Here is a 23,838-nt window from a genome sequence, read left to right as displayed (position 1 = left end):
CCTTGCTTCGATCTCATCAATTCCTAAGCGCTAAAGCGCTAAGGATTGAAGGTTTCGGGAAAAAGATAAAAAATAAATGAGGTAAAAAGCACCTCAGTTATTTTTTCCTATTTTCCTGTCAAGGCTGAACGAGCTCTTTCAGCTTTTAAAACAAGGAGGAAAACGAATGATCATCACATCTGAACGTATCAGTTTAAAACATCTTTTAACTGTGGAAGCATTAAGTGATCAAGAAGTCATGGGCTTGATTCATCGTGCGCAAGAGTTTAAACAAGGTGCGACCTGGCAACCCGAAAAAAAACAATACTTTGCGACAAACTTGTTTTTTGAAAATAGTACACGAACGCATAAGAGCTTTGATGTTGCGGAGAAAAAATTAGGGATTGAAGTAATCGAGTTTGAAGAGAGTATGAGCTCGGTAAAAAAAGGTGAGACGCTCTATGATACAGTGCTGACGATGTCAGCAATCGGAGTGGATGTGGCGGTCATTCGTCATGGAGAAGAAAACTATTACGATGAACTGATCCAAAGTAAAACAATTCAATGTGCCATCATTAATGGTGGGGACGGCAGTGGGCAACATCCTACCCAGTGTTTACTAGATTTGATGACAATATACGAAGAATTTAAGCACTTTGAAGGATTAAAAATTGCAATCGTTGGAGATATCACCCATTCTAGAGTTGCAAAATCAAACATGCAAATGTTAAAACGGCTTGGCGCCACGATCTTTTTTTCAGGACCAGAAGAGTGGTATGACAAGCAATTTGAAGCTTATGGACATTACATGCCTTTAGATGAAGTGGTCGAAACAGTAGATGTAATGATGCTGCTTAGAGTGCAACATGAACGTCATGATGGATCAGAACTGTTTTCAAAAGAAGAGTACCATCAACAATATGGTTTAACTGTCGAACGAGCGAAACAATTACAAAAACATGCGGTCATTATGCATCCAGCGCCAGTCAATCGCGATGTTGAACTGGCGGATTCTCTAGTAGAAGGAATACAATCTAGAATCATCCAGCAGATGAGCAACGGCGTTTATATGAGAATGGCAATTTTAGAAGCAGTACTACATGGAAAGGCATAGGTGAACAACATGAAAACACTTATCAAAAATGGCAAAATCATAAAAAAAGAGAATCAATTGATACCAGCAGAAATATGGATCGAAAATGGCAAGATCAAAGCAATTGGAGAATCTTTTGAAGAAAGTACATTTGAAAAAGTTTACGATGCTAAAGGACAGCTGATTACACCAGGATTGGTTGACGTGCATGTTCATCTAAGAGAACCAGGTTTTACTTACAAAGAAACAATCGAAACGGGGAGTAAATCCGCTGCAAGAGGCGGATATACAACGGTTTGCGCTATGCCAAACTTGAATCCTGTACCAGATACTGCAGAAAAATTAAAAGAAGTTTATGACATTATTGAAGAAAACGCTGTGGTAAAAGTGTTGCAATATGCGCCAATCACGGAAGAATTACGTAGTGAAATATTAACTGATCAAAAAGCCTTAAAAGAAGTTGGCGCTTTTGCGTTTACCAATGATGGAGTCGGCGTTCAAACTGCAGGGACAATGTATCTTGCAATGAAAGAAGCAGCAGCAAACGACATGGCGATCGTAGCACATACAGAAGATGAGTCACTCCTTTTTGGGGGAGTGATGCATGAAGGTGAGATCTCAAAGAAATTGGGATTACCAGGGATATTAAGTTCTACAGAAGCATCCCAGATTGCTAGAGACGTAGTTTTAGCAGGTGAAACAGGCGTTCATTATCACGTCTGTCACGTTTCAACAAAAGAAAGTGTTCGTGTGATACGTGACGCGAAACGAGCTGGGATTCATGTTACAGCAGAAGTTGCACCTCATCACTTGATTTTGATCGATGAAGATATCCCAGAAGATAATGGTTTTTGGAAAATGAATCCACCTCTTAGAGCTACCTCTGATCGTGATGCGCTGATTGAAGGGTTATTGGATGGTACAATCGATTGTATCGCAACAGATCACGCACCTCATGGATTAGAAGAAAAAAATCAAACATTCCTAAAAGCACCATTTGGAATTGTAGGGAGTGAAACAGCTTTTCAACTAATCTATACTAATTTTGTTGTAAACGGAAAATTCACCTTGGAACAAGTAATTAATTGGATGGCGACCAAACCAGCAGAAATTTTTGGTTTAGATGCCGGCACACTAACAATTGGAAGTCCTGCGGATATTGCCGTTTTCGATTTGTTGTCTGAAGAGGAAATTGAGGATAAGGATTTTGAATCATTAGGTGTCAATACACCATTTGTCGGCTGGAAAGTAAAAGGGAATACATTAATGACCTTTGTTGATGGACAATCAGCTTGGTCTAAGGGAGATGCATAAATTTGAAGCGACTGTTGATACTAGAAGACGGAACCGTTTTTGAGGGAAAAGGGTTTGGTGCAGATGTTAATGTTGTTGGAGAAATCGTATTTACAACGAGCATGACAGGCTATCAAGAAACAATCACTGATCAAAGTTTCAATGGTCAAATTATTACATTTACCTATCCAATGGTTGGAAATTATGGTGTCAATCGCGATGATTATGAATCAATCTCCCCAACTTGTAAAGGTGTGGTCGTCAAAGAACATGCCAGACTTGCTTCAAACTGGCGTGCTCAAATGACATTGGATGAATTCTTGAAAAGAAAAGGCATTCCTGGAATTTCAGGGATTGATACGCGTGCGCTAACAAGAAAATTGCGCTCAGTTGGAACAATGAAAGCAGCTTTTGTTGATGCAGATGATGATTTAACTCATGAATTCGACCAGCTAAAAGCAACTGTTTTACCTAAAAATCAAGTGGCTCAAGTTTCTACAACAAAACCATATCCAAGTCCAGGCGTTGGTCGTAATGTAGTAGTAGTAGATTTCGGCTTAAAGCATAGTATTTTACGTGAATTATCAAAACGTCATTGCAACTTAACCGTTTTACCCTATAACACGAAGGCTGAAATGATTTTAGAACTGTCACCAGATGGTGTTATGCTGACAAATGGACCAGGAGATCCTAAAGATGTACCAGAAGCAATCGAAATGATTCAAGCAATTCAAGGGAAGGTGCCAATTTTTGGCATCTGTCTAGGTCATCAATTATTTGCTTTAGCGAATGGGGCAGACACTTACAAAATGAAATTTGGTCATCGAGGATTAAACCACCCTGTCAGAGAAATCGCGACAGGAAGAATCGATTTTACTTCACAAAATCATGGATATGCAGTGGATGAAACAACCATAGATCCTGAAAGGTTATTTGTTACCCATGTGGAAGTAAATGATGGCTCTATTGAAGGGGTTAGGCATCGTCAACACCCAGCATTTACAGTGCAATATCATCCAGATGCAGCACCAGGTCCACATGATGGACTTCATTTGTTCGACGAGTTTATGGAATTAATGGATGCATGGAAGGAGCAGGACTAATGCCAAAAAGAACAGACATCAAAAAAATCATGGTTATCGGTTCTGGACCAATCATTATTGGCCAAGCTGCAGAATTTGACTATGCTGGTACACAGGCATGTCTTGCTTTAAAAGAAGAAGGATACGAAGTCGTTTTGGTCAATTCAAATCCAGCAACGATCATGACGGACAAAGAAATTGCGGATCAAGTGTATATTGAACCAATCACTTTAGAATTTGTTTCTCGAATTTTACGAAAAGAACGTCCTGATGCATTGCTGCCGACATTAGGTGGTCAAACTGGATTAAATATGGCGATGGAATTAGCAGCATCAGGTATTTTAGATGAGTTGAATGTTGAATTATTGGGCACAAAATTAGATGCAATCGACCAAGCGGAAGATCGTGATTTATTCAAACAATTAATGGAAGACTTAGATCAGCCGATTCCTGAAAGTGAAATCGTCAATACGGTAGAACAAGCGGTAGAATTTGCCAATACAATTGGCTATCCGATTATTGTACGTCCTGCATTTACCTTAGGCGGTACAGGTGGGGGAATGTGTGACAATGAAGAAGAATTGCGAATCATCGCTGAAAATGGTTTAAAACTATCTCCCGCTACTCAATGCTTAATCGAAAAAAGTATCGCTGGTTTTAAAGAAATCGAGTATGAAGTTATGCGTGATTCTGCTGATAATGCGATTGTTGTCTGCAACATGGAAAATTTTGACCCAGTTGGAATCCACACGGGGGATTCAATAGTATTCGCTCCTAGTCAAACATTATCCGATCATGAATATCAAATGCTTCGTGACGCTTCTTTAAAAATCATCCGAGCGTTAAAAATAGAAGGCGGCTGCAATGTTCAGTTAGCATTAGATCCACATAGTTTTAATTATTATGTCATAGAAGTCAATCCGCGAGTATCTCGTTCGTCAGCTTTAGCTAGTAAAGCAACAGGGTATCCTATCGCAAAATTAGCTGCAAAAATAGCAGTCGGTTTAACATTAGATGAAATGAAAAATCCTGTTACAGAAACAACCTATGCAGAGTTTGAGCCAGCATTGGATTATGTTGTTGCCAAAATCCCTCGTTGGCCATTTGATAAATTTGAAAAAGGTGAACGTCGTTTAGGAACTCAGATGAAAGCAACAGGAGAAGTCATGGCAATTGGACGCAACATCGAAGAGTCATTACTAAAAGCGGTTCGATCTCTTGAGATTGGGGCTTACCACAACGAACTGAAAGAAATTCAAGAAGTTAGCGATGAAATACTGACTGAAAAAATCGTAAAAGCCCAAGATGATCGACTGTTTTATCTTTCAGAAGCCATTAGACGAGGATTTACAATTGAAGATTTAGCTATGCTAACTAAAATCGATTTATTCTTCCTAGACAAGCTACTTCACATTTTTGAGATAGAAACGGCATTAAAAGAAAATATCAAAGATGTTGAGATTCTAAAAGAAGCTAAACAAAATGGGTTTACCGATAGAAAAATTGCTGAACTTTGGCAATTGAACGAGCAAGTTATCACAGACTATCGTCATGAACAAAACATTCTACCCGTCTACAAAATGGTCGATACTTGTGCTGCTGAATTCGAATCTCAAACCCCTTATTTTTACAGCACTTATGAATTTGAAAATGAGAGTATTCGCTCCGAGAAACCATCCGTACTAGTTCTGGGTTCAGGACCCATCAGAATCGGTCAAGGGGTGGAGTTTGATTATGCAACGGTTCACTCTGTAAAAGCGATTCAAGAAGCAGGATTTGAAGCAATCATTATGAATAGTAATCCTGAAACTGTCTCAACAGATTTCTCGATTTCAGATAAACTTTATTTTGAACCGCTAACATTAGAAGATGTTATGAATGTGATTGAATTAGAAAAACCGACAGGTGTTATCGTTCAGTTCGGCGGTCAAACAGCGATCAATCTGGCGGAACCTTTAGTAAAACAAGGGGTTAAGATTCTAGGTACATCAATTGAAGATTTAGACAGAGCAGAAAATCGCGACTTATTTGAACAGGCATTACAAGAACTAGACATTCCCCAACCACCTGGAGATACTGCAACGAGCGCAGAAGAAGCGGTTGCTGTGGCTAATAAAATAGGTTATCCCGTCTTAGTTCGTCCGAGTTATGTACTTGGCGGGCGAGCAATGGAAATCGTAGAGAATCAAAAGGATCTGGAAGATTATATGTGTAATGCAGTAAAAGCTTCACCAGAACATCCGGTATTGGTCGATCGTTATCTACTAGGCAAAGAGTGCGAAGTTGATGCAATTTGTGATGGTCAGTCAGTTCTAATTCCAGGGATCATGGAACACATTGAGCGTGCTGGAGTCCATTCTGGAGATTCAATGGCCGTTTATCCACCACAAACTCTATCAAAAGAGATTCAGCAAACAATCACTGATTATACACGAAAACTAGCGATTGGGCTTAACTGTGTCGGTATGATGAATATCCAATTCGTGATCCACGAAGAGAAAGTTTACGTGATAGAAGTCAATCCTCGAGCTAGTCGAACAGTGCCGTTTTTAAGTAAAATCACAGGAATTCCAATGGCTCAGGTGGCGACAAAAGCAATTCTTGGTGAAAAGCTAACGGATTTAGGCTACCAAGATGGACTTTATCCTGAGAGCCAACAAGTACACATCAAGGCGCCAGTTTTCTCATTTACTAAACTCCAAAAAGTAGACACATACTTAGGTCCTGAAATGAAGTCAACTGGTGAAGTAATGGGTTCTGATTACAGTTTAGAAAAAGCCTTATATAAAGCATTTGAGGCTTCCGGCCTGCATTTACCTAGCTTTGGTACGGTACTATTTACTATAGCGGATGAGACAAAAGAAGAAGCTTTAGCCTTAGCAAAACGTTTCAATGATATTGGCTACAGCCTGATTGCGACACAAGGAACGGCGACATTCCTGAAAGAAAATGACTTAGTTGTTAAAACGGTTCTTAAAATAAATCAAGGTGGCGAGACCGTTCTTGATTTGATTCGTAGCGGTCAAGCGCAAGTTGTTGTGAATACTATGGATAAAAACCGTTCTGATCTAAATCAAGATGGATTTTTGATTCGCCGTGAAGCTGTGGAACACGGCGTACCACTGTTCACTTCATTAGACACAGCAGAAGCTATTTTAAAAGTTTTAGAATCACGAGCATTTTCAACCAAATCGATTTAAAGTTAGATGAACATTGAGAAAAAAGCAGATTCCTCAAAAATATGGAATAGGCACTTTTTTCTCAACGTCATGTTGTAAAGGGGCGGAATAAATGAAACAGGAAATAATGACAATCATCTCTCAGCAACAATTAGCACCTAGAATTTTCCAAATGACGTTGACAGGTGAGTTAGTCAATGAAATGGGAAAACCTGGGCAGTTTATCCATATAAAAGTTCCTAGAGCTGACATGCTTTTAAGAAGGCCAATCAGTATCAATCAAATAGATAAAGAAGCAAAGACCTGTACGATTATTTATCGAACAGAAGGAGATGGAACAAAAGTTTTTGCTGAGCTCTCAACAGGAGACACCTTAGATGTGATGGGTCCTTTAGGAAATGGTTTTGACGTCGATTGCTTGACTGCTGGCCAAAAAGCATATGTGATTGGCGGTGGAATTGGTATTCCACCAATGTATGAGCTGTCGAAGCAATTGAACCAGAAGGGGATTGAAGTTGTTCATTTTCTCGGGTATGCGTCTAAAGAAGTTGCTTATTTCCAAGATGAATTTATCGCTCTAGGAGATACTCGTTTTGCAACCGACGACGGTTCTTTTGGAGTTGAAGGAAATGTCGGCAATCTTTTATTGGATGCAATTCAAAAGGAACAGCCAGATGCAGTTTATGCTTGTGGTGCTAATGGCATGTTAAAGATGGTCGCTCAAGTTTTTTCTGAGAACCCAAATGTTTTTCTTTCTCTAGAACAGCGAATGGCTTGCGGTATGGGAGCTTGTTATGCGTGTGTTTGTCATGTACCTGATGATGAAACTGGAACAAAAAGTGTTAAAGTTTGTGATGAAGGACCGATCTTTAGAGCTAGTGAGGTGGTTTTATGATGGAAAATCCGTTAGCAATCAGTATTCCTGGTTTAGAATTAAAAAATCCTATTATTCCAGCTAGTGGTTGTTTTGGGTTTGGTGAAGAATATGCCAAATATTATGACCTGGGAAAACTTGGTTCGATCATGATCAAAGCAACGACACCAAAAGCTCGCTTCGGTAACGCAACACCAAGAGTGGCAGAAACACCGAGTGGTATGCTAAACGCGATTGGCTTACAAAATCCTGGCTTGGATGTAGTCATGAATACAAAACTTCCAGCATTAGAAGCATACGATGTACCGATTATTGCTAATGTTGCTGGAGCCTGTGAAGAAGATTATGTTGAAGTCTGCAGCAAAATCGGCGATGCGCCGAATGTTACAGCAATTGAATTAAATATTTCATGTCCTAATGTAAAACATGGCGGTATTGCCTTCGGAACAGATCCAGATGTTGCCTTTCAATTAACACAAGCAGTGAAAAAAGTAGCAAAAGTGCCAATTTATGTGAAACTATCTCCAAATGTAACAGACATTGTGCCAGTTGCTCAAGCAATTGAAGCAGGAGGTGCGGATGGTTTTTCAATGATCAACACACTGCTAGGAATGCGGATAGATCTAAAAAACCGTCGTCCTATTTTAGCCAACCAAACAGGTGGCTTATCAGGTCCTGCCATCAAGCCTGTTGCCATTCGCTTGATCCATCAAGTTTCTCACATTTCCAGCTTACCGATCATCGGCATGGGCGGTGTCCAAACAGTAGATGATGTTTTAGAAATGTTTATGGCAGGAGCAAGTGCAGTAGCTGTTGGAACGGCTAATTTTACAGATCCATATATTTGTCCTAAGTTAATCGATGCTTTGCCTAAGAGAATGGCGGAACTTGAGATCGAATCATTGGAACAACTAATCAAAGAAGTTAGAGAGGCAAAAAATCAATGAGTGAACGACCGATCATCGCATTAGATTTTCCATCAAAAATAGAAGTAGAAGTATTTTTAGACAAATTTCCTAAAGAAGAGTCATTATTTGTTAAAGTAGGAATGGAACTTTTTTATCAAGAAGGACCAGGGATTGTCCGTTGGCTGAAGAGAGTAGGTCATTCTGTTTTTCTTGATCTGAAATTACATGATATTCCTAACACCGTGGAAAAATCAATGATTGGTTTAGCAAAACTTGGTGTGGATATCACGAATGTTCATGCTGCTGGTGGTATCAAAATGATGGAAGCTGCAAAGTCTGGACTGAAAAAAGGAACAAAAGATGGAGCGAAAGTACCTATCTTAATTGCTGTAACACAACTTACTTCAACTAGTGAAAAAGAAATGCAGCAAGATCAATTGATTGGAGTCTCTTTAGAAGAAAGTGTGCTTCATTATGCAAAATGCACTGAAAAATCTGGGCTAGATGGTGTTGTTTGTTCTGCATTAGAAGCGCAAGGCATTCACAAAGTGACAAGTGAAGCATTTGTTTGCTTAACGCCAGGAATACGTCCAAGCGGCAGTGAGGTTGGTGATCAACAACGCGTAGTGACACCAAGGGATGCTAGAGAAATTGGTTCGACTTATATTGTAGTAGGCCGACCGATTACACAGGCGAAAAATCCGTACGAAGCATACCTACAAATAAAAAATGAGTGGAATGGAGTAAACAAATGACAGTATTAGCAAAAAAAATTGCCAAAGATTTATTGGAAATTGAAGCCGTCTTTTTAAGTCCAAACGAACCGTTTACATGGGCGAGCGGCATCAAAAGTCCAATTTATTGTGATAATCGGATCACAATGAGTTATCCAGTTGTTCGTAAGGATATTGCCAATGGCCTAGCTGAAAAAATCAAACAAGCTTATCCAGATGTGCAAGTCATTGCAGGAACCGCAACAGCTGGGATTCCTCATGCAGCTTGGGTAGCAGATAGTTTAGATTTGCCAATGGTTTATATTCGTAGTAAAGCCAAAGAACATGGGAAGGGCAATCAAATCGAAGGGCGTATTTTTGAAGGCCAAAAAATGGTTGTGATTGAAGACTTGATTTCAACTGGCGGCAGCGTATTAGAAGCAGCAGATGCCGCAAAACGTGAAGGTGCTGACGTTATCGGTGTGGCAGCAATCTTCACTTATGAATTACCAAAAGGGAAAGCAAAATTTGAAGAACACAAGATGGATTTAATCACCTTGACGAATTATTCAACATTGATCGATGCAGCATTAGAATCGAATTATATAGAAGAAAAGGATGTCGCATTATTAAAAGAGTGGAAACAAGACCCAGAAAATTGGTTAAATAAATAGTTTATAGCATAAAAAGCATAATTTTTGATCATGAGTTCAAAGGTTATGCTTTTTCTAGATCGATTTCTTCATTATGGACTGTACTTTGATCGCAAAAAAGTGAAATAGATTTTGAAAATTGACTATTAATCATAATTAGTATACAGTTATTCAAATGATAAAATTAGAAGGTGGGGTTTGATGAAAAATATTCGAAATATGGACGTGGAATGGGGATACGAAGGAGAGCTTGGGCCAGAACATTGGCATACGCTTTGTGATTGGTTTTCAACTGGAGCTAAATATCCTTATCAATCGCCAGTTAATTTGTCAAAAAATTTAATCAACGGTGTATCTACGGATAGAGCGATCGATTTTTGTTATAAAACAGAAGAATTTACAGAAAAAGAATTTAAAAACACCTTTCACTTTGTTCCACCAAATACAGAAAGCTATGTGATTTTTGAAGATGAAAAGTATTATTTAACCGATATTCATTTTCACACACCAAGCGAACATACCTTTGATGGGGAACATGCGCCGCTAGAATTTCATCTTGTTCACATGAATAATTCTGGTGATAATTTGGTTGTAGGTTGCTTGTTTATGATTACGAAAGATAAAAATAGATTTTCAAAAAAACAAACAACACTAGAATGGAATTCTGAAACCCATCAACAATGGTTTGATCCTTCAATTTTTTTACCTGAACAAAAATCTCATTTTCATTATTTAGGTTCTTTAACAACACCACCAACTAAGGGACCTGTTCATTGGTTTGTTTTCGATTCTATTCAAAAAATGGATCAGGATTTTTTTGAGCGAATTGATGAAGGCATGTTGCCGTTTAACAATCGTCCAGTTCAAGCGTTAAACGGACGTAAAATCTATTTTTCTGAATAAGACGGAGGCCATCTATGAATATTCAACAAATGAAATATGTTGTAGCTGTTGCGAATAATGGTAGTTTCCGAGAAGCTGCAAAAAAACTGTTTATCACGCAACCAAGTCTTTCTAACGGGATTCGTGAATTAGAAGAAGAAATTGGTGTGACTTTGTTTATTCGTACCAATAAAGGTGCTTCTTTAACTGAAGATGGCTTGACCTTTTTAGAACATGCAGAAAAAATCTTGACCCAAATGGAAATGATTGAAAACCGCTATCAAGAAGTAACCAAGAGCGAACGTTTTTCGATTTCTTCCCAGCACTATGACTTCTTAGGAGAAGTCATGGGAAAAGTCATTCAGCAATTCAAAGACCAATATAAGAATTTTCGTGTGTTCGAGACTACGACTTTAAAAGTAATCGAAGATGTGAAAAGTTACCATAGTGAACTTGGTATTATTTATTTAAATAGTCAAAATCAATCAGGTATTGAGCGATATCTAGAGCAAGCAAATTTAACTTATGATGTTGTTGGAAGCTTTAAAACCCATATTTTTCTTGGAAAAAACCATCCATTAGCGAAACAAAAAGACATTCAGCTAGAACAATTATGTTGCTATCCTCAAGTTCGTTTTACACAAGAAGGGAGTAACTTTGCTTATTTTTCAGAAGACTTAATTGAAAATCAGGAACAAGAAACAGTGATTTACACAAACGATCGTGGAACCTTGATGAATATACTCGTAGAGACAGATGCCTATGCTTCTGGATCTGGTGTGGTAACTGGATTTACCAAAAAAGAAATTCGTTTAGTTCCATTGGCTGAAAGTACAAACAACAAAATCTGTGTTCTTTATCAAAAAAATAAAACAATCAGTACGATTGGGCAATTTTTTATGAAAGAATTAAAACAGCTGTTTTGAAATAAACATTGCCGTTAATTAAAGCGTGAAAAAAGACTAAAGATCCGTTTTGTCTCACGCTTTAAATCCAAATAAACGGCGAGAAAAAAGCAGCTACTACACTTCGCTACGATTACATCAAATTCTAAGTGCTAAAGCACTAGGGGTTGAAGGTTTCGGAGATAAGCTGAAATGAACAACTTTTTGTAATAAACTAAAATAACGAAATTTGAACGCAGCGAAAGATGTGCTTTTAAAGCTAAACTATGAATGATTATATATTTCTTTGAATAGTAAGTTTATCACTTGGTTTTCATAGTAGTTTTGTGTTTTACCATCAGCTACCTTATTTCTGATACTTAGCTTATTATCATTTAAAATTTCTCCAGACAAAGCATCGTTTTTATCACTTACTTAGATAACAAAGTTTATAACTTTACCTTTCGGTGCTAGATTATATGAATACAGAAAATCACCATTTCTAATGGAAAGTGACCTTAAGTCTCCCCCGATTCTCTCTCTTTTATAGTGAATATTGTTATCTTTATCATTCACTGTTTTTTCATCTTTAAGAAAGTCAGTTTTGTAAAGTTGGAAAAATGTAGTACCTAAATCACTAGTGCATTATGTTTGTTTTTTTAGGACATAATTATTCATTAATTGATAGACCTTTTCCATTTCTTCTTGCGTTCCAATTGAAACTCGCAAATAATTATTCAAGCGTTCTGTTTTTGGGAAAAATCGAACGAAGACATCGTGGTTTTCCAGATAATGATAAAGTTCTTCAATGATTAAATTAGGATGCGTGAGCAACACAAAGTTTGTTTTAGAATCTAGAGAACGAAAACCAGTTCTTTCAATAGTTTGCACAAACCAATCTCTCGTTTCACAAATCTCCCTAGTTATTTCTACATAATATTTCTCATCGGAAACGGCAGCTGTAGCTATATTTTCAGCTAACATATCAACTGAATAAGGATTAAAAGAAGATTTGATACTTTCTAAAATTTGGATATACTTAGGATGACCAATTGCATAGCCAATTCGTAAACCCGCCAAAGCACTTGATTTAGAAAAGGTTCTAATAATCATTAAATTTGGGTATCTATCTAAAAGTGAAACTGCAGATGGGCCTGCAAAATCAATATAGGCTTCATCAATAATTACAATAACTTCTGGATTTTCTTTCAATAAAGACTCAATTTCTGAGAGCGATTTGAATAAACCTGTCGGTGCATTTGGATTGGCAATGATTATTCCGCCATTTAACTGCTTATACTCTCCCCAATCTATTTCGAATTCACTATTCAACGGTAACTCCTTATATGGAATCTCAAAAAGATCCGCCCAAACTTTATAAAAACCATACGTGATATCTGGAAATAAAATAGGATCTGAACTATTAAAAAAAGCGAGAAAACAAAAGGCTAATACTTCATCAGAGCCATTACCAATTAAAAAATGTTCAGTAGATAACCCATGTTTAACACTTAATGCTTTTTTTAAAGAGAGATTATCAACAGAACTGTATCGTTTTAATTGCTCCGCCTCGAAATGTTTTAATACCTCAGCGACTTTTGGGGATGGTGGATAAGGATTTTCATTCGTGTTTAATTTAATCATATCAGCATAATTGGGCTGTTCTCCTGGAACATAGGGTGTGATGTTTCTGATACCTTTCACTATAGATCTCTCCCTTCATTTATTTTAACTATAATGAAGAAAAGTGAGTTTCGCAAGTCTAATCTGTGGATTTGAAAAGAAAACGTGTGGTTTTGAAATACAAATTTCATTTTACGCTAAAATATGCTATGATAATTCCATTAAGAAAATAGGAGTATACGTTGGTATTTCGACTAATGCAAATGCTAAAAGCTAGCCCATTTTGATTTGAAAATCGAACCAGTATAGTATGAGGAGATGGTTTCATGGATTTAACGAAAAGATTTAGCAAACAAGTATATAAAATCGCCGTTTCGACGATTCGCCAATTTGATGAACAAGTAAGTGACATCGAAGGCATTATCAAACTAACGTTGGGAGAGCCAGACTTTAATACCCCTGAACATGTAAAAACAGCAGCTCATGATGCGATCAAAAATAATTTTTCACATTATTCGGGTATGGCTGGGTTAACAGATGTTCGTGAAGCAGCTACCTTTTTTATGAAAGAAAAATATGGAGTCAGTTATCAGCCAGCATCTGAAGTTTTAGTAACAGTAGGAGCAACTGAGGCGATTTCAGCAAGTTTATTATCTATTTTAGAACCAGGAGATAAAGTTTTGATGCCGGCTCCAATCTATCCTGGCTATGAACCAGTTATCACTTTGGCTCAAGCGGAACCAATCTATATCGATACAACATCGAATGATTTTGTCTTGACTCCTGAAATGATCGAAGCAGCAATGTTAGAACATGGTGATCAAGTGAAAGCAATTATTTTAAATTATCCAAGCAATCCAACTGGGGTAACGTATAATCGTGAAGAAGTGAAAGCTATTGCAGAAGTTTTGAAAAACTATCCAATTTTTGTGATCAGTGATGAAATATATAGTGAATTAACCTATGAAGATCAGCACGTATCCATTGCAGAATTTATTCCAGAACAGACTATTTTGATCAATGGACTATCAAAATCACACGCTATGACTGGTTGGCGCATCGGATTTATTTTTGGACCAGAGAATTTGATTGGAGAAATCATCAAAGTTCATCAATATTTAGTCACAGCCGCTTCTACCATCTCTCAAAAAGCAGCGGTTAGAGCGTTGGTTGAAGGAATGAATGATGCAGCTGTGATGAAAGAAGAATACCGTGAACGACGAGATTTTGTGTATGAACAAATGACTTCTTTCGGGTTTGAAGTAGCTAGACCGAATGGAGCTTTCTATATTTTTGCCAAAATTCCTGCAGGATTTGAACAAGATTCAATGAAATTCTGTGTAGATTTAGCTAAGCAACAAGCAATAGCGATTATTCCAGGAGTGGCTTTTGGTGAAGAAGGGCAAGGCTATGTCAGAATCAGCTATGCAGCGAATTTAGCTACATTAAAAGAAGCCATGAAACGAATAGGTTATTATATCAAAACGAACAGTTAAGCGAGCAATCGTTTAACTGTTTTTTTCGTCTCAATAGAACCTTTACATTCCTTTACCCATTATTTACAGAACGTTGAAACAGAATTAACACATCGCTGTTAAACTAAGCTTGTAACTAATTGAAAAGGACGTGTAAAAATGAAGAAACGTTTATTATCGGCAATTGTTTTAAGTGTAGGACTTTTAATCGCAGGGTGCGGTAATCAAGGGGCAGCAACAGGTGAGAGTAGTAATAAATCTAAAGATAGCGGAAGTAATAGCAATCAGTCAGTTGAAATCGTAGCCGTTGGTTCAACTGCATTACAGCCATTAGTAGATGCGGCAAAAGATCAATTTGTTTCTGAACATCCTAAGTATACAATTTCAGTTCAGGGTGGAGGTAGCGGAACGGGACTTTCTCAAGTCGCTGATGGTGCAGTAACAATAGGGAATTCTGATGTTTTTGCAGAAGAGAAATCTGGTGTAGATGCATCAAAACTTGTTGACCATCGTGTAGCAGTTGTCGGAATGGGCCCTGTGGTCAATAAAGAAGTTGGTGTTAAAAACATTAGTAAACAGGAATTGATCGACATTTTTTCTGGAAAAACTAAAAACTGGAAAGAGTTAGGCGGTAAAGATCAAGAAATCGCAGTAATCAATCGTCCAAGTGGTAGTGGAACGCGGGCAACTTTTGAAAAATGGGGACTGGACGGTGCAAAAGCTGTTCAAGCTCAAGAACAAGACTCATCGGGAACGGTTCGTCAAATTGTCTCCCAAACACCTGGGGCAATTAGCTACCTTGCTTTTTCTTACATGGATGAATCGACAGATGCATTAAGCATTGATGATGTAAAACCAACAGAAGAGAATGTTGCAGATAATTCTTGGAAAATTTGGTCTTACGAACATATGTATACAAAAGGCCAACCAGACGAAGATATAAAAGTATTTTTAGATTTTATGCTGACAGATGACGTTCAAAACGGTGTCGTTAAAGAATTAGGTTACTTGCCGATAACAGCCATGAAAGTTGAAAGAGACGTAACAGGTACAATCACTAAAAAATAAATTCTTTCCCCCTAAAGAAGCAAAAAGAGGCAGGACGTGAAAACGTCCGCCTCTTTTGGATTTAATCAGTTTTTTGGTAATTTTATTACAAAAGTTGAACCTAAGCCTAAATGACTATCGATTGTAACGGCTCCGCCTAATAATTCAGAATAATTATGCACGATCGACAAACCTAAACCAGTTCCACCAGAATGTCGGCTTCTTGCTTTATCCACTCGGTAAAAACGTTCAAAAATTCGTTCTTGGTCTTCTAAACTAATTCCGATTCCTAAATCCTTCACTTTGAAAAAGAACGAATCGGCGAATCCAAAATCAATGGTGATCGTTCCATCAAGTTTGGAATATTGGATCGCATTTTCGATCAAATTTTTAACGATCGGATAAAAAAGTTCATATTTTGTTGTATAGGTGATCGATGCATCTCCAAGAATTTCGATCGTTAGCTGTTTTTCTTTGATTACTTTACGATATGAACGCAGAATTTCTTGTGTGAAAGGTAGAATAGTAATTTCTTGATCATCAAATGACATATTTTTTCCATCACGGGAAAGCTGTAAAATTTCCTGAATCAATTGTTGTAAGCGCAAAGCATCTTTTTGCATGATCTCCAAAAATTGTGACAACGTTTCAGGATCATCTTTGGCTCCGTCTAATAAAGTTTCGGTAAAACCCAGTAAAGACGTAACAGGTGTTTTTAACTCATGTGAAACATTACTAACAAAGTCCTTTTGAATTTTTTCTAACTGTCTAACACGTGTTAAATCGTACGCAATACCTAGAACTTGGTAATCATTTCCATCTTCTTCTATAAAACGCAAAGACATATCTAAAATCGTTTCATTCAATGAGTCAGTTAGCTTTATTTCTTGGTGTATCGAACTTTTTTCTGTAATAACTTGATGGATTAAATAAATTAGGGCAGGTTCTTTGATCACTTCAAAATAATCTTTACCTGAATCATTTTCTTCGATCATCAAAATTTCAGTCATTTTGGGATTGATCAATTGAAGCTTTCCGTCAACATCAATAATGAAGACACCAATCATCAATTCATCTAGTAGTACGTGAAATTGTTCGTCAGTTGATGTATAAGCTAAATAAGTTTGGCTCATTTGCTGACTTAAGAGATTGACCGTCTGATACAATTCATTCCATTCAGGTGAATCTTCGATGATCGAACGTGCTTCATCTGGGTATTTCAAGATTTTTTTCAATACTGGTAAAACAGTTACTAAAGGTTCGTTTTTCTGATGAAGCAATAAAAATATGAACGCAGTAATGATTGAAAATAAAAAACTTAAAGTGAAAAAAATATACCGCTTAAATGATTGTATACTATTAGAAAATAATGTCGTTTCTTCTGACATGCGAATAATCCCGATTAACTCTCCATCTTTTTCAATAGGTAGTGCCAAATAGAGTAATTCTTCCTTTAAAGTCGTACTGTTTCGTAGTGCAGAGCCAAAATCAGCACCTGAAAGAATTGCCTTTACTTCAGGCCGATTACTTCTTGATTCATGCAGTGCTGGATCAATACTGTCATAAAAAATAGCTCCTTTGGCATTCATTAATGTCAGACGCTCATTTTTATCCGCTGAATAGTGGTCAATAAGTTTCTTTTCTTGATCCGAAAAATGTTGCGTTAAAAACAAATCAGGAGAGAGCTGATCGAGAATCAATGTTCCTTTTTTTTGTAAATACTCTTCCTGTTGGGACAATAATTCCTTTTTAAAAAAATAGTTTGTTAAAAGAATACTACCTACAAATAAAGCAATCATCATGATTCCAACGACCCAATATTCAATGCGTTGGCGTTTTTTCATTTTTTCGGCTCCTGAAAACGATAGCCAAATCCTCTAACTGTGACTAAATAGGCAGGTCGCTTTGGATCGATTTCGATTTTATCCCTTAAATGACTGACATGGACATCGACAATGCGGCTTTGACCAGCAAAATCATAGTTCCAAATGCGGTCGAGTAAAGTATCGCGATCAATCACACGATCTTTCCGCTTGATAAAGTAGACGAGTAATTCAAACTCTTTTGGCGTTAACTCAATTTTTTCGCCACGAACGCTGACTTCATAATTTTGTTCATCGACACTAATTTCACCTAATACCAAAGGTGCTTTAGCAGTATCGTTAAATTCTTCTGATTTCGTTGACGTAGGTTTTAGACGTCTGAAGATTGCTTTCATTCTGGCTAAAACTTCTCTAGGGCTAAACGGTTTTGTTAAATAATCATCAGCACCAATTTCTAACCCGATAATTTTATCGACTTGATCATCTTTAGCAGTCAGTATCAAAATAGGGGTGTCAATTTTTTCACTGCGCAATGATTTTGTGATTTCTAAACCATCCATATTTGGCAGCATAACATCTAGAATGATAAAATCAAATTTATTGGATAGAGCTAACTCATAACCGACTGAACCATCTTCCGCTGAGGTTACTTCATAGCCGTCTTTTTCTAAGTTAAATGTCAACAACGTTACAATCGACGGTTCGTCGTCCACAACTAGTACTTTCTTCATCTATTTAGCTCCTTTAAATACGAAATAAACACAAAGTTATTTTATCATAGATTCCAAGCGATCAAAAACTTTATGGAATGTTTCTAAAACTACTTTCAAAGCCAAAGAAATGGTATAATGATAAAGATTGAAATGAGGGAAGCAAATGATCGGAATTAGCGCATGTCTTGGTGGAGTTTGTTGTCGCTATGATGGCCTAGCAAAAGAAATCACTGCCTTGAAACAATTAGTAGAAAATGGTCAAGCAATCCTTGTTTGCCCAGAAGTCTTAGGAGGTTTACCGATTCCTAGAGACGCTGCTGAAATTAGCGGTGGAGACGGATTTGACGTTTGGAATGGTGATGCAAAAGTCCTCACGAAAACAGGGGGAGACATGACCACTCTATTCAAACAAGGAGCAATCAAAGCCTATCAAAAATTAGTTGAACAAAATATCACAACGATTATTTTAAAAGAAAATAGCCCGTCTTGTGGAAGTAACAATATTTATGACGGTACATTTTCCGGGAATCATCGCGCTGGTTCAGGTGTTGCAGCGGCTTATTTTATTTCTAGAGGACTTGATGTCGTTTCGGAGAGCGAATGGCAAACGGTGATGGGGCGTGAAAAATAGAAATGTCAGAAAATGAAGTACTAAAAGTTTTTAATCAGGAATACCAACAAATCGGGACTGCAACTAGGCAAGAGATTCATTTGCGAGGTCTTTGGCATGAAACATTTCATTGCTGGTTTTACACTATAAAAGAAAATAAACTCATTGTTTATTTTCAAAAACGATCCTCACGAAAGAAAGACTTCCCCAACCAATTAGATATTACAGCTGCGGGTCATTTATTGGCACAAGAAACTGTAATCGATGGTTTTAGAGAAGTAAAAGAAGAATTAGACATTGAAGTTTCTATTGATAAAGCGCAGTTTCTAGGTGTTTTTCCAGTAGAAATCGATTTGGAAAGTTTTGTTGATAATGAGTTTACGAATGTTTATTTGGTGGAGCAGGAAATCTTGTTAGGTGAATTTCAACTACAAGAAGAAGAAGTGGCAAGTTTATTCCCAGTTCCTTTAGCTATCTTAAAAGAATTATTTAAAGATTCTAGAACGGAAGCTACTTTAACGGGTTATCATCAGAAAAATAATCGACAAGAGATCATCGAAGAACGCTTTTCTAAAAAGGACTTTTGTGCTAATGCGCAAAGTTATTATGATCAATTGATCGAATCTTTTGAAAAAATCTTAGAAAATCAATTAAGAACTATTGACTAATTACTCTTAAATCGGTAACCTAAAAGGGATTGAAGATAGGAGTCACAACTATGGAAATTGAAAAGACCAATCGAATGAATGCGTTGTTTGAATTCTACTCTACTTTGTTGACAGAAAAACAAATGAATTATATGGAGATGTATTATGCGGATGATTTTTCATTAGGTGAAATCGCTGAAGAATACGCTATCAGCCGCCAAGCAGTTTATGACAATATCAAACGGACTGAGAAGATTCTAGAAGAATATGAAAAAAAACTTCATCTATTTTCTGATTATATCGTCCGTGGAGAATTATTAGAAACACTAAAAAGCTACGCACAAGAAACTTATCCGAAAGATATAACAATCATACAGTATATAGAACAAATACAAGAAATAGAGGAATGAGATTATGGCTTTTGAAAGTTTAACAGACCGCCTACAGCAGGCAATGAGCAAATTACGTCGTAAAGGAAAAGTATCTGAAGCTGACGTAAAAGAAATGATGAGAGAGATTCGTTTGGCTTTATTAGAAGCCGACGTAAACTTACAAGTAGTCAAAGATTTTACAAAACGTGTTCGTGAACGTGCGATTGGTGTAGAAGTTCTTGAAAGCTTATCACCGGCACAACAAATCGTTAAAATTGTTGATGAAGAATTGACAGCAACACTAGGTACTGAGACTGTCAGCTTGAACAAATCAGAACGTATTCCGACTGTAATTATGATGGTTGGGTTACAAGGAGCTGGTAAAACAACTTTTGGCGGTAAATTAGCGAATCATTTGATCAAGACTGAAAATGCACGTCCATTAATGATTGCAGCCGATGTTTATCGTCCAGCAGCGATCGATCAATTGAAAGTCCTAGGACAACAATTAGATGTTCCTGTTTTTGATATGGGAACTGAGACGAGTCCTGTCGAAATCGTTCGTCAAGGGATGGAATTGGCGAAAGAAAAGAAAAATGATTATGTCTTAATCGATACGGCAGGTCGTCTGCATATTGATGAGACATTGATGGATGAGCTAAAACAAATCAAAGAAATCGCTCAACCCGATGATATCCTACTTGTTGTTGATGCGATGACGGGTCAAGATGCGGTTAACGTTGCGGACAGTTTCAATCAACAATTAGGCATTACAGGTGTGGTTATTACTAAACTTGATGGAGACACTCGAGGTGGTGCAGCACTCTCTATTCGTTCTGTTACGGGCGCACCGATTAAATTCATCGGTTCTGGTGAAAAGTTGACCGACTTAGAAATTTTCCATCCTGATCGTATGTCCAGCCGTATTTTAGGTATGGGGGATATGCTGACTCTGATCGAAAAAGCACAACAAGATTATGATGAGAAAAAAGCTGAAGAACTTGCAGTAAAAATGAAGGAAAATAGCTTTGATTTTAATGACTTTATTGAGCAGTTAGATCAAGTAATGGGTATGGGACCAATCGAGGACCTGCTCAAAATGATTCCTGGAATGAACAACATGCCTGGTCTAGAAAATGTCAAAGTCGATCCAAAAGATGTCGCACGTAAAAAAGCAATGGTGCTTTCTATGACACCAGCAGAACGGGAAAATCCAGACTTATTAAACCCGAGCCGTCGCCGAAGAATTGCTGCTGGTTCAGGTAATAATGTTGTTGAAGTCAACCGAATGATCAAACAATTTAAGGAATCTAAAAAAATGATGCAGCAAATGTCCAAAGGGAACATGGAGATTCCAGGTATGGACCAAATGCTTGGAGGCGGCATCAAAGGTAAATTAGGAAAAATGGCTATGAATCGTATGGTCAAGAAAAATAAGAAGAAGAAAAAGAAGAAAAAATAAAACCAAAAATAAAGCTGCTCAAAATCGAAGAATTTTGACAGCTTTATTTTTATAGAACGAGGGAGAAACTATGATTCAATGCGAACAGGTATGTTTAATTTGCTGTCTTTGACTGAACCATTCATGGAGGTCTTTTCTAAAAACCAGATACGTTCCAATCACAGCAGTAATGATTCCATAAATTAGTAAAGCAGGAATAGGTGACGAGGAGTGTTCACCGCGATACACGCCTTGACTGAATACGAGAACGACTGGAACGTAAATGATCATTGCGATAATCACGGGTAACCTAAGTTTGTCAAATAGTAAATAGTTTCCTTTCTTCTCCAACGTAAGTGAAGGAAATAAAATGGCGCCTAAAATAAATAGCAGCAATGATGAAACAATAGCTAAAATAATTGGCGTTGTAGAAATTGGATTTTTTGTGACGGTGTAAACGAAAAATTTCCCTGTTATAGATACATCCGTTGTTGCTTGGGTGAAATAATACCATGCATTTGTGATGCTCGTGATAAAGAACTCTAATGATACACAGAAACCAAAAGTCGTAAGAGGACCTAATATCGTATTACCTGTTACTAAACCAATGAACACTGAAATAAAGAAATAAAGAATATAAGTTGTCCAACTAGCTAAAACATTTGCTATTAGATCCATCATACCAATATTCACATATTCATTGGGAATTCCTGTTGTAATAATCCCAACAAATAGAATTTTCGCTAAAAGAATACTAATTAAAATTGGTAAAGAAATCAAAAAGAACTTCGAGTAATAGATTCTACGTTTGGAGACACCTAAAGAGAAAAGAAATTCATTAAAAGAAGTCTTTAAGTCTGCAAAGAATAGCAAGAATCCAGCTATCGAAATAACTGCAATTAATAGAAGTGGGTTCTCATTAAAGTACACAGGAAAGTAAAGTTGGTCTTCATCAGAAATTATTTTTCCCTGTTCATCGTAAGAATTCGCTTGGCAAAATAAACTTAATCCTTCTTTCTTATCTAAGTCCTGACGTTCTTTTATAGATAAGCCTTTATATCTAGGATTTTCTTCTTCTGGTATCTCTTTTAAATCTTTGATGTATTGTTCCGAATTATAATAACTTTCCATTCCTTCCCAGCGAGTAACTTCACTAATTCCCAGATAGCCATAAAACAACAGAATCGAAAGACTTGTAATGATTAAAGTAAGTCCATAGCGTTTTTTCAAAATAGTCATTAATTGTTTATTCATAAAGTCACTCCTCCTGAAAAATTGACATCTTTTTTATTAGTAAGGTTAGCTTCAAAGACATCTTCTAGTGTCAATGGCAGTTCCTCTAATAAGATAGGTTGTTCAGCTTGTATTAATGTTTTTAATTCCTCTGTATAGTTTTCAAAAATAGCTGTAACAACGCGTCCTTGAAAATGAAGGAGCTTGCTGTTTTCTTTAATGAGTTGCGGAACTTTTTTTGTCTTGAAAACCATTTGGACTTTACGAGCATTTTCCCTTAATACTTCTAGATGATAATCCAGTTGAATCTGCGTGTTTTTTAAAATCAATGCGCGATCGATAATATTTTCCAACTCATTCAGGTTATGAGAAGAGATAATGATAGATCGTCTATTTTCACTGACATCATCTAAAAGTATCCCTAAAATATTTTTTTTAACAATGATATCGAGCCCATCCAAAGGCTCATCCAATAAAAGATAATCCGAGTTCGAACAAATAGCCAAGATCATTTTATAGAGTCCTTGCATTCCTTTAGATATCGCTCGATATTTAAGTTGAGGATGTAGATTGTTTTTCTTAGTTAAGATTAAATATTTTTTTTTATCAAAACTTGCATAAGCATTTTGATAAAAAAACAACAGTTTGTTTAACGTATAGCTTGAAAGAAAATTGTATTGTTCATCAATATAAAATATTTTTTGTCTAAGTTTTTTGTTTTGCTGAATATCTTCTTGACCGATAAGAATCTTCCCTTGATCCAACTCATAATGACCTGCGATTGATCTAAAAAAAGTGGTTTTACCAGAACCATTTCGACCAATCAATCCGACGATTTCCCCTTGTTTGAATGCCAAGTTGATATCTGATAAGATAACTTGTCGATCAATCTTTTTGTGTAAATTTTCTATTTTCATACTTATTCTCCCTTCAGTTGCTGATCACTTTCGTCCAACCATTGATTCAATTCATCTTTAGAAACATTCAAATAATTAGCTTCAATAATTAGTTCATCAAATTTTTTTTTGATCTTTTGTATTCGATACTCATCACGAAGATTTAAATCAATCTTTTTAACATAGGTGCCTTTTCCTTTGACAGTAATGATGACCTCTTGTGCCTCTAGCAGTTTATAGGCTTTACTGACTGTATTAGGGTTCATCATAAGTTGACGAGCCATCTCTCGTACTGAAGGGAGGCGGTCACCAGACTGTAATAAACCATTGAGGATATCTTCTTTGATTCCTAACATTAGTTGCTCATAGTAAGGCTTACTACTTGATTTATTAATAGAAACCATAAAAGTCTCCTCTCT

General features: G+C 36.9%; 22 protein-coding genes. 16 read left to right on the top strand and 6 right to left on the bottom strand.

All coding sequences use genetic code 11. The annotated features are described in order from the left end of the window. Positions 1-166 precede the first annotated feature (166 nt). From AC4BBR_RS08650 to AC4BBR_RS08605, 10 genes are all read left to right on the top strand, one after another. Positions 167-1,093: an aspartate carbamoyltransferase catalytic subunit gene (locus tag AC4BBR_RS08650; RefSeq protein ID WP_490459179.1), complete on the top strand. Its 927-nt coding sequence runs from the start codon at positions 167-169 to the stop codon at positions 1,091-1,093. 9 nt (positions 1,094-1,102) lie between these two features. Continuing rightward, the gene (gene pyrC, locus AC4BBR_RS08645) at positions 1,103-2,386 is read left to right on the top strand and encodes a dihydroorotase (RefSeq protein WP_490459178.1); all 1,284 of its coding nucleotides are present in this window, start codon (positions 1,103-1,105) and stop codon (positions 2,384-2,386) included. 2 nt (positions 2,387-2,388) lie between these two features. Continuing rightward, positions 2,389-3,468, top strand: a complete 1,080-nt coding sequence (locus AC4BBR_RS08640; protein ID WP_490459177.1) for a carbamoyl phosphate synthase small subunit — start codon at positions 2,389-2,391, stop codon at positions 3,466-3,468. Further along, a complete protein-coding gene (gene carB, locus AC4BBR_RS08635; protein WP_490459176.1) occupies positions 3,468-6,647 on the top strand; it encodes a carbamoyl-phosphate synthase large subunit in 3,180 nt (1,059 codons plus the stop codon). Before AC4BBR_RS08640 ends, carB begins: the two co-directional genes overlap by 1 nt. Before the next feature lie 91 nt (positions 6,648-6,738). Further along, positions 6,739-7,521, top strand: a complete 783-nt coding sequence (locus tag AC4BBR_RS08630; RefSeq protein WP_490459175.1) for a dihydroorotate dehydrogenase electron transfer subunit — start codon at positions 6,739-6,741, stop codon at positions 7,519-7,521. Continuing rightward, a complete protein-coding gene (locus AC4BBR_RS08625) occupies positions 7,518-8,447 on the top strand; it encodes a dihydroorotate dehydrogenase (RefSeq protein WP_490459174.1) in 930 nt (309 codons plus the stop codon). The genes AC4BBR_RS08630 and AC4BBR_RS08625 overlap by 4 nt, the downstream gene beginning before the upstream one ends. After that, on the top strand, positions 8,444-9,163 hold the full coding sequence (gene pyrF, locus AC4BBR_RS08620) for an orotidine-5'-phosphate decarboxylase (protein ID WP_490459173.1): 720 nt from the start codon (positions 8,444-8,446) through the stop codon (positions 9,161-9,163). Before AC4BBR_RS08625 ends, pyrF begins: the two co-directional genes overlap by 4 nt. Next, on the top strand, positions 9,160-9,795 hold the full coding sequence (pyrE, locus tag AC4BBR_RS08615) for an orotate phosphoribosyltransferase (RefSeq protein ID WP_490459172.1): 636 nt from the start codon (positions 9,160-9,162) through the stop codon (positions 9,793-9,795). Before pyrF ends, pyrE begins: the two co-directional genes overlap by 4 nt. 180 nt (positions 9,796-9,975) lie before the next feature. Next, a complete protein-coding gene (locus AC4BBR_RS08610; RefSeq protein WP_490459171.1) occupies positions 9,976-10,677 on the top strand; it encodes a carbonic anhydrase family protein in 702 nt (233 codons plus the stop codon). Positions 10,678-10,691: 14 nt separating this feature from the next. Further along, a complete protein-coding gene (locus tag AC4BBR_RS08605; protein WP_490459170.1) occupies positions 10,692-11,582 on the top strand; it encodes a LysR family transcriptional regulator in 891 nt (296 codons plus the stop codon). Between the two features lie 603 nt (positions 11,583-12,185). Here AC4BBR_RS08605 and hisC read toward each other — a convergent pair. Then, positions 12,186-13,244, bottom strand: a complete 1,059-nt coding sequence (hisC, locus tag AC4BBR_RS08600; RefSeq protein WP_490459169.1) for a histidinol-phosphate transaminase — start codon at positions 13,242-13,244, stop codon at positions 12,186-12,188. Positions 13,245-13,489: 245 nt separating this feature from the next. Here hisC and AC4BBR_RS08595 point away from each other — a divergent pair, with 245 nt between their 5' ends. Further along, complete coding sequence (locus AC4BBR_RS08595; protein ID WP_490459168.1) at positions 13,490-14,659, top strand: pyridoxal phosphate-dependent aminotransferase; 1,170 nt, start codon at positions 13,490-13,492, stop codon at positions 14,657-14,659. A gap of 138 nt (positions 14,660-14,797) precedes the next feature. After that, positions 14,798-15,706, top strand: coding sequence for a phosphate ABC transporter substrate-binding protein PstS family protein (locus AC4BBR_RS08590; RefSeq protein ID WP_490459167.1), 909 nt, complete (start codon positions 14,798-14,800; stop codon positions 15,704-15,706). 65 nt (positions 15,707-15,771) lie between these two features. Here AC4BBR_RS08590 and AC4BBR_RS08585 read toward each other — a convergent pair whose 3' ends face one another. Further along, a complete protein-coding gene (locus AC4BBR_RS08585) occupies positions 15,772-17,529 on the bottom strand; it encodes a sensor histidine kinase (protein ID WP_490459166.1) in 1,758 nt (585 codons plus the stop codon). Further along, positions 17,526-18,239, bottom strand: a complete 714-nt coding sequence (locus AC4BBR_RS08580) for a response regulator transcription factor (RefSeq protein WP_490459165.1) — start codon at positions 18,237-18,239, stop codon at positions 17,526-17,528. The genes AC4BBR_RS08585 and AC4BBR_RS08580 overlap by 4 nt, the downstream gene beginning before the upstream one ends. Positions 18,240-18,384: 145 nt before the next feature. On the opposite strand from AC4BBR_RS08580, the gene AC4BBR_RS08575 reads away from it, so the two are divergent. The 4 genes from AC4BBR_RS08575 to ffh are packed head-to-tail and all read left to right on the top strand — an operon-like array spanning position 18,385 to position 21,311. Continuing rightward, positions 18,385-18,852, top strand: a complete 468-nt coding sequence (locus AC4BBR_RS08575) for a 2-thiouracil desulfurase family protein (RefSeq protein ID WP_490459164.1) — start codon at positions 18,385-18,387, stop codon at positions 18,850-18,852. A 2-nt stretch (positions 18,853-18,854) separates the two neighbouring features. Further along, the gene (locus AC4BBR_RS08570; protein WP_490459163.1) at positions 18,855-19,499 is read left to right on the top strand and encodes an NUDIX hydrolase; all 645 of its coding nucleotides are present in this window, start codon (positions 18,855-18,857) and stop codon (positions 19,497-19,499) included. Positions 19,500-19,549: 50 nt separating this feature from the next. After that, positions 19,550-19,888, top strand: a complete 339-nt coding sequence (locus AC4BBR_RS08565) for a putative DNA-binding protein (protein ID WP_490459162.1) — start codon at positions 19,550-19,552, stop codon at positions 19,886-19,888. A 4-nt stretch (positions 19,889-19,892) separates the two neighbouring features. Continuing rightward, complete coding sequence (gene ffh / locus AC4BBR_RS08560) at positions 19,893-21,311, top strand: signal recognition particle protein (protein WP_490459161.1); 1,419 nt, start codon at positions 19,893-19,895, stop codon at positions 21,309-21,311. Between the two features lie 75 nt (positions 21,312-21,386). Here ffh and AC4BBR_RS08555 read toward each other — a convergent pair whose 3' ends face one another. Genes AC4BBR_RS08555 through AC4BBR_RS08545 form a run of 3 tightly spaced genes read right to left on the bottom strand, consistent with a single transcriptional unit; the run spans position 21,387 to position 23,823 of the window. Then, positions 21,387-22,544, bottom strand: a complete 1,158-nt coding sequence (locus AC4BBR_RS08555) for an ABC-2 family transporter permease (protein WP_490459160.1) — start codon at positions 22,542-22,544, stop codon at positions 21,387-21,389. After that, on the bottom strand, positions 22,541-23,440 hold the full coding sequence (locus AC4BBR_RS08550) for an ATP-binding cassette domain-containing protein (RefSeq protein ID WP_490459159.1): 900 nt from the start codon (positions 23,438-23,440) through the stop codon (positions 22,541-22,543). The genes AC4BBR_RS08555 and AC4BBR_RS08550 overlap by 4 nt, the downstream gene beginning before the upstream one ends. Positions 23,441-23,442: 2 nt before the next feature. After that, a complete protein-coding gene (locus AC4BBR_RS08545; protein WP_490459158.1) occupies positions 23,443-23,823 on the bottom strand; it encodes a GntR family transcriptional regulator in 381 nt (126 codons plus the stop codon). Positions 23,824-23,838 lie beyond the last annotated feature (15 nt).

The organism is Enterococcus sp. AMC1251 (assembly GCF_058216535.1).
This window is presented reverse-complemented; position numbering and strand designations above follow the sequence as displayed.

What these genes read in the sequence shown, in the direction of transcription:
- carB (WP_490459176.1), top strand. Translation starts at nt 3,468, where the DNA reads ATGCCAAAAAGAACAGACATCAAAAAAATCATGGTTATCGGTTCTGGA.
- AC4BBR_RS08545 (WP_490459158.1), bottom strand. Translation starts at nt 23,823, where the DNA reads ATGGTTTCTATTAATAAATCAAGTAGTAAGCCTTACTATGAGCAACTA.
- AC4BBR_RS08555 (WP_490459160.1), bottom strand. Translation starts at nt 22,544, where the DNA reads ATGAATAAACAATTAATGACTATTTTGAAAAAACGCTATGGACTTACT.
- pyrC (WP_490459178.1), top strand. Translation starts at nt 1,103, where the DNA reads ATGAAAACACTTATCAAAAATGGCAAAATCATAAAAAAAGAGAATCAA.
- pyrF (WP_490459173.1), top strand. Translation starts at nt 8,444, where the DNA reads ATGAGTGAACGACCGATCATCGCATTAGATTTTCCATCAAAAATAGAA.
- AC4BBR_RS08550 (WP_490459159.1), bottom strand. Translation starts at nt 23,440, where the DNA reads ATGAAAATAGAAAATTTACACAAAAAGATTGATCGACAAGTTATCTTA.
- ffh (WP_490459161.1), top strand. Translation starts at nt 19,893, where the DNA reads ATGGCTTTTGAAAGTTTAACAGACCGCCTACAGCAGGCAATGAGCAAA.
- AC4BBR_RS08595 (WP_490459168.1), top strand. Translation starts at nt 13,490, where the DNA reads ATGGATTTAACGAAAAGATTTAGCAAACAAGTATATAAAATCGCCGTT.
- AC4BBR_RS08610 (WP_490459171.1), top strand. Translation starts at nt 9,976, where the DNA reads ATGAAAAATATTCGAAATATGGACGTGGAATGGGGATACGAAGGAGAG.
- AC4BBR_RS08650 (WP_490459179.1), top strand. Translation starts at nt 167, where the DNA reads ATGATCATCACATCTGAACGTATCAGTTTAAAACATCTTTTAACTGTG.
- AC4BBR_RS08630 (WP_490459175.1), top strand. Translation starts at nt 6,739, where the DNA reads ATGAAACAGGAAATAATGACAATCATCTCTCAGCAACAATTAGCACCT.
- AC4BBR_RS08585 (WP_490459166.1), bottom strand. Translation starts at nt 17,529, where the DNA reads ATGAAAAAACGCCAACGCATTGAATATTGGGTCGTTGGAATCATGATG.
- AC4BBR_RS08605 (WP_490459170.1), top strand. Translation starts at nt 10,692, where the DNA reads ATGAATATTCAACAAATGAAATATGTTGTAGCTGTTGCGAATAATGGT.
- AC4BBR_RS08575 (WP_490459164.1), top strand. Translation starts at nt 18,385, where the DNA reads ATGATCGGAATTAGCGCATGTCTTGGTGGAGTTTGTTGTCGCTATGAT.
- AC4BBR_RS08580 (WP_490459165.1), bottom strand. Translation starts at nt 18,239, where the DNA reads ATGAAGAAAGTACTAGTTGTGGACGACGAACCGTCGATTGTAACGTTG.
- pyrE (WP_490459172.1), top strand. Translation starts at nt 9,160, where the DNA reads ATGACAGTATTAGCAAAAAAAATTGCCAAAGATTTATTGGAAATTGAA.
- AC4BBR_RS08565 (WP_490459162.1), top strand. Translation starts at nt 19,550, where the DNA reads ATGGAAATTGAAAAGACCAATCGAATGAATGCGTTGTTTGAATTCTAC.
- AC4BBR_RS08590 (WP_490459167.1), top strand. Translation starts at nt 14,798, where the DNA reads ATGAAGAAACGTTTATTATCGGCAATTGTTTTAAGTGTAGGACTTTTA.
- AC4BBR_RS08570 (WP_490459163.1), top strand. Translation starts at nt 18,855, where the DNA reads ATGTCAGAAAATGAAGTACTAAAAGTTTTTAATCAGGAATACCAACAA.
- AC4BBR_RS08625 (WP_490459174.1), top strand. Translation starts at nt 7,518, where the DNA reads ATGATGGAAAATCCGTTAGCAATCAGTATTCCTGGTTTAGAATTAAAA.